Here is a 4152-nt window from a genome sequence, read left to right on the forward strand (position 1 = left end):
AAACTAACAAGGTGCTAAACTTTATTAAGTGTTTCCTATGGCAGCCTTTTTATCTTATTCAATTTAGGGAGTAGATTACATTAAGAAGGAATATTCTCTAATGATGAAGAAACATAATACATATTTAATTTCCTATAAATTCAATATATTAAATCTATACGATAAAGATCGTCGCTAAAGACGGTCTTTTTTAGTAAACTAAACGACTGCAAAATAAAAAAACATGTAACCTTTTCTATATCTCATACGATTAATAAACGAATAAATAATTGAGGGGGGTAAATTTTGCCGGATATCGAGAACTATGAAGCTAATATCATTGAAATCTATCGTCGCCATTATTTTGATGTTTATCGGTTTCTAATTTGTTTTACTGGAAACCAAAACGATGCGGAGGACTTGACTCAAGAAGTGTTTATTCGGGTATTGAATAATTTATCAAACTTTAATACTGGCAGTTTAAAAACCTGGATTTTTTCGATAGCAAAACATATTGCTATTGACCATTATCGAAGGAAAAAATTCAGTTCCATTTTTAAGGAGGGTTTTTTTAAACAATTAGTATCATCTGACAAGGAGCCCAAAGATTTAATCGTTCAAAATGAGATGAAAAAATTGTTACACGTTGCTATCTCAAAATTAAAGCCAGATTTTAGGGCCGTTGTAATCCTGAGAGGGATCAATGAATTTTCAATAAAAGAAACTGCTGAAATACTAAACTGTAGTGAATCCAAGGTAAAAGTAGATTATCATAGGGCATTAAAAATCCTCAAAAACAAGCTAAATATTGAACCAAGGGAGGTTATAGGAAATGCCAACTGATAAGGAACTATTTAACTTAATGAAAGAAACATACTCAATGAATCCCCGACCGGATTTTGTCTCTGATACAGAATTACATCTTAGAAAAGCTGCAAGAAAAATGACCAGAAAAAGAACATTTAGACATATATCTATTTCAGCAAGTGGAGTCCTTTTTTGCTTAATCACTGTCTTATGGATATTCTCATCTAACGGTAGAGAAACTATCGTAGATAAAATTACTTCCCTTTCAGATATTAAGAATTCATCATCAAGTATTGTTAATAAACAAGAACCATTAATTTATATTTATCATTCACATAATCAAGAGTCATTCTTTCCTGAAATTCACGTTCCAGATCACATTAATCCCATTGATCAGACCAAAAATATAACATTAGTAGGAGAGAAGTTAAGTCAGGATTTAAATGAAAAAAATATTTCTAATATACACGAAAAGCGTAATGTTATGGGGATATTGAAGGAAAGAGGCTTATCATTTGATAGGTCATATAAAGTCTCTAGGGAATTTCTAGTTGATAAAATAAAAGAAAATCCAAGTATTAAAATGGCATTTGATATACACAGAGATTCACAGAAAAGAACCGATACTACCATTAAAATAAACGGCAAGGATTACGCAAAGATAGGATTTATAATATCTAGTTCAAGTAAAAATAGTGAGGAAAATATCAAGTTTGCTAAGAAACTTCACAATAAACTCCAAGAATTATATCCTGGTTTATCAAGAGGAGTAATTGTAAAAAAAAATGCAGAGATTACCTACAATCAAGATCTTATTAATAATTCTGTATTAATGGAAATTGGGGGAGTTGAAAATACCTTGGAAGAAGAGTATAGAACAGCTGACGCCTTTGCTGGAGTGATTGAAAATATACTTAATACAAAGTAATTCTCAGCGGAACGGATAAGTTGAATAAAATATGGTTTTTATAGAGTAGGGAAAAGTGAAGATTTGGGAAGGTAAATTTATGGATATATTAATTAATGATTTTGCAAGTAATTGTTCATTAAATTATTTTGAGGTAAAAATGATTGAAGAGGGAAAAGTGATTGCTTCGTACAAACCTCTAATATTCATTGAGGTTATATTCAGAATAAACTCCCTAGTTCTAAGCTGTAATTTAAAGGACGAAGATATCATCATTTATAAACTGTATAATGAACAAAACGTTGAATCTCATACTATTTTAATAACAATTGGGAAATTTAGAGGTCAAAAGACTACTAATAAACAGGAGAAATTATGAATAATTGTACCTAAGCTAATGTGGGCGTTGATCCAGGAAGGATTAACGCCTTTTTGTATTGAAATTATGTACTACGAGTCAATTTAATTAAAGAAGGAAGTTAATATTTAAGGATGGGAAAAGCTTAGGGGCTCAGATAGAAAAAAGAGGTTAGAGTATTTATTGGAGCAAAAAAAAAATTAAAGGTGCGTACGGTACACTTTTAAATGAATGTATTGAAGCTCTTGGTGAAGGTGTAAAAATGTATTCATTTTATAAAAGCAAAGAGTTATATCGGCAGTTTCAAGAATAAGTCTCATTAGGGGGAGAAAAATGGTTGCTGTTTTTACATTCCTTAGCATATGGATATGTAGTTTCCTGATTGCGAAAGCTTTAAGTCCCTTTTCAAAAGCTCTGATCCAATTCCTACTTCAAGTAATACAGTGCAATGTAATAAAATGAAATAAAGAGTTCGTTAAAGGGGGATGAGTATGTTTTTCTTTAATAAAGAAGAAGTCTATATTGGATTTTCAATGGAAGATTTCTCTAAGGTAAGAGAAATATTAAAAAGTAAGGGCATTAAATATACTTATAAGATTATTGACCATTCGGCAAAATGGATGAGTGGTGGTACTTCAAGAGGAAACTATGGAAGTATCGGGATGAACAGTAAATTTGAAAAACAATACGTTATTTCAGTGAAGAAAAAGGACTCAGAGAATGCAAGATACTGGGTTAATAGTGTTTTGTATTGATAAATCAATATTTAAATGGACTTTGTTTCGGCAGTCCTTTTTTAATTTATTGTTATTTAACTGAACGTGGCAGGTTACTTCTATAAGATAACAATTATTAAGACTAAAAATAATTTTTTGTAATATTTTCACTTTATTGTTAAAATGAACGTAGTGGAGATATATTGAAAGGGGATAATGATTCGAAATGTGGATGAACTTGTAATGATTAAAAATTCGATAGACTAATTTTTCACTCTCGTCAATGAGGGGTTTATTTGACTATCTATAATCATTCAAGGACTGCATTATTTTGGCTTCAATGCCCCTTTTAGGATGGATGCTTGTGTATCTGTTTTTTTAGTGGGTACAATTATATCTCCTGTTGACCTTATTTATGCGTCCTTCATATGGAGGAATATTTTAATGAACCAATTAAAAGATAAAATTGCAATTATTACAGGTGTAAGTCGTCTGAAAGGAATTGGAGCAGCTATTTGTAAAGAGTTAGCTGAGACGGGTTATCATATCTTTTTTACGTACTGGACGGAATACGATAAAAAAATGCCTTGGAGCATTGATTTAGATGAACCAATGAAATTAAAAGAAGAATTACTAAAAAAAGGTGTTAAGGTGTCATGTATGGAGTTGGATTTAACGCAACATAATGCACCTAAACAACTTATAAATAGAGTTTCTGAACAACTTGGTTATCCTGATATATTAATTAATAACGCAGCATATTCAACGAACAACGATTTTTCAAATGTTACTGCTGAAGAATTAGATAAACATTACATGGTAAATGTTCGTGCAACGACACTATTAAGCAGTATATTTGCTCAAGGGTTTGATAAAAAATCTGGTGGAAGAATAATCAATATTACATCAGGTCAATTTCAAGGACCAATGCCTGGTGAATTAGCATATGCAACAACTAAGGGAGCAGTTGATGCTCTAACTATTACATTGTCAGCTGAACTAGCCCCTTTAGGAATAACGGTCAATGCAATAAATCCAGGTCCAACTGATACAGGGTGGATGACAGAGGAAATAAAAAGTAAAGTAAAACCAAAGTTTCCTTTCGGTAGAATAGGTGAACCGAGAGATGTTGCAAAAAGCATTAAAATTCTAGTCAGCGATGATGCAGATTGGATTACAGGTCAGATTATACATTCAGAAGGTGGATTTTTAAGATAAATTAGACTAAAAAGGCTCTGGTCCTAGAGCCTTTTTGCTGTATTAAATTTCAAAGATATAACAAATTGTGAAGGATTGCACTTAAAGTAACAGGTGCTTTAACTTCACATCAGAAGGGCTGTTTTTCGGCAGTCCTTTTTCTCTTTATTCAACTACCATGAAAATAA

Annotated in this window: 5 protein-coding genes; all 5 read left to right on the forward strand. The window is 31.5% G+C overall.

From position 1 onward, the window contains the following. The first annotated feature begins 285 nt into the window (after positions 1 to 285). A complete protein-coding gene (locus V7083_RS06875; protein WP_335476638.1) occupies positions 286 to 822 on the forward strand; it encodes an RNA polymerase sigma factor in 537 nt (178 codons plus the stop codon). Further along, complete coding sequence (gene spoIIP, locus V7083_RS06880) at positions 812 to 1714, forward strand: stage II sporulation protein P (protein WP_335476639.1); 903 nt, start codon at positions 812 to 814, stop codon at positions 1712 to 1714. Before V7083_RS06875 ends, spoIIP begins: the two co-directional genes overlap by 11 nt. A 79-nt stretch (positions 1715 to 1793) precedes the next feature. Next, complete coding sequence (locus tag V7083_RS06885; RefSeq protein ID WP_335476640.1) at positions 1794 to 2072, forward strand: hypothetical protein; 279 nt, start codon at positions 1794 to 1796, stop codon at positions 2070 to 2072. Between the two features lie 470 nt (positions 2073 to 2542). Then, complete coding sequence (locus tag V7083_RS06890; protein ID WP_335476641.1) at positions 2543 to 2806, forward strand: hypothetical protein; 264 nt, start codon at positions 2543 to 2545, stop codon at positions 2804 to 2806. 405 nt (positions 2807 to 3211) lie between these two features. Continuing rightward, the gene (locus tag V7083_RS06895; RefSeq protein ID WP_335476642.1) at positions 3212 to 3985 is read left to right on the forward strand and encodes an SDR family oxidoreductase; all 774 of its coding nucleotides are present in this window, start codon (positions 3212 to 3214) and stop codon (positions 3983 to 3985) included. Positions 3986 to 4152 lie beyond the last annotated feature (167 nt).

Source organism: Bacillus sp. JJ1764, assembly GCF_036962145.1.
GTDB lineage: Bacteria > Bacillota > Bacilli > Bacillales > Cytobacillaceae > Neobacillus.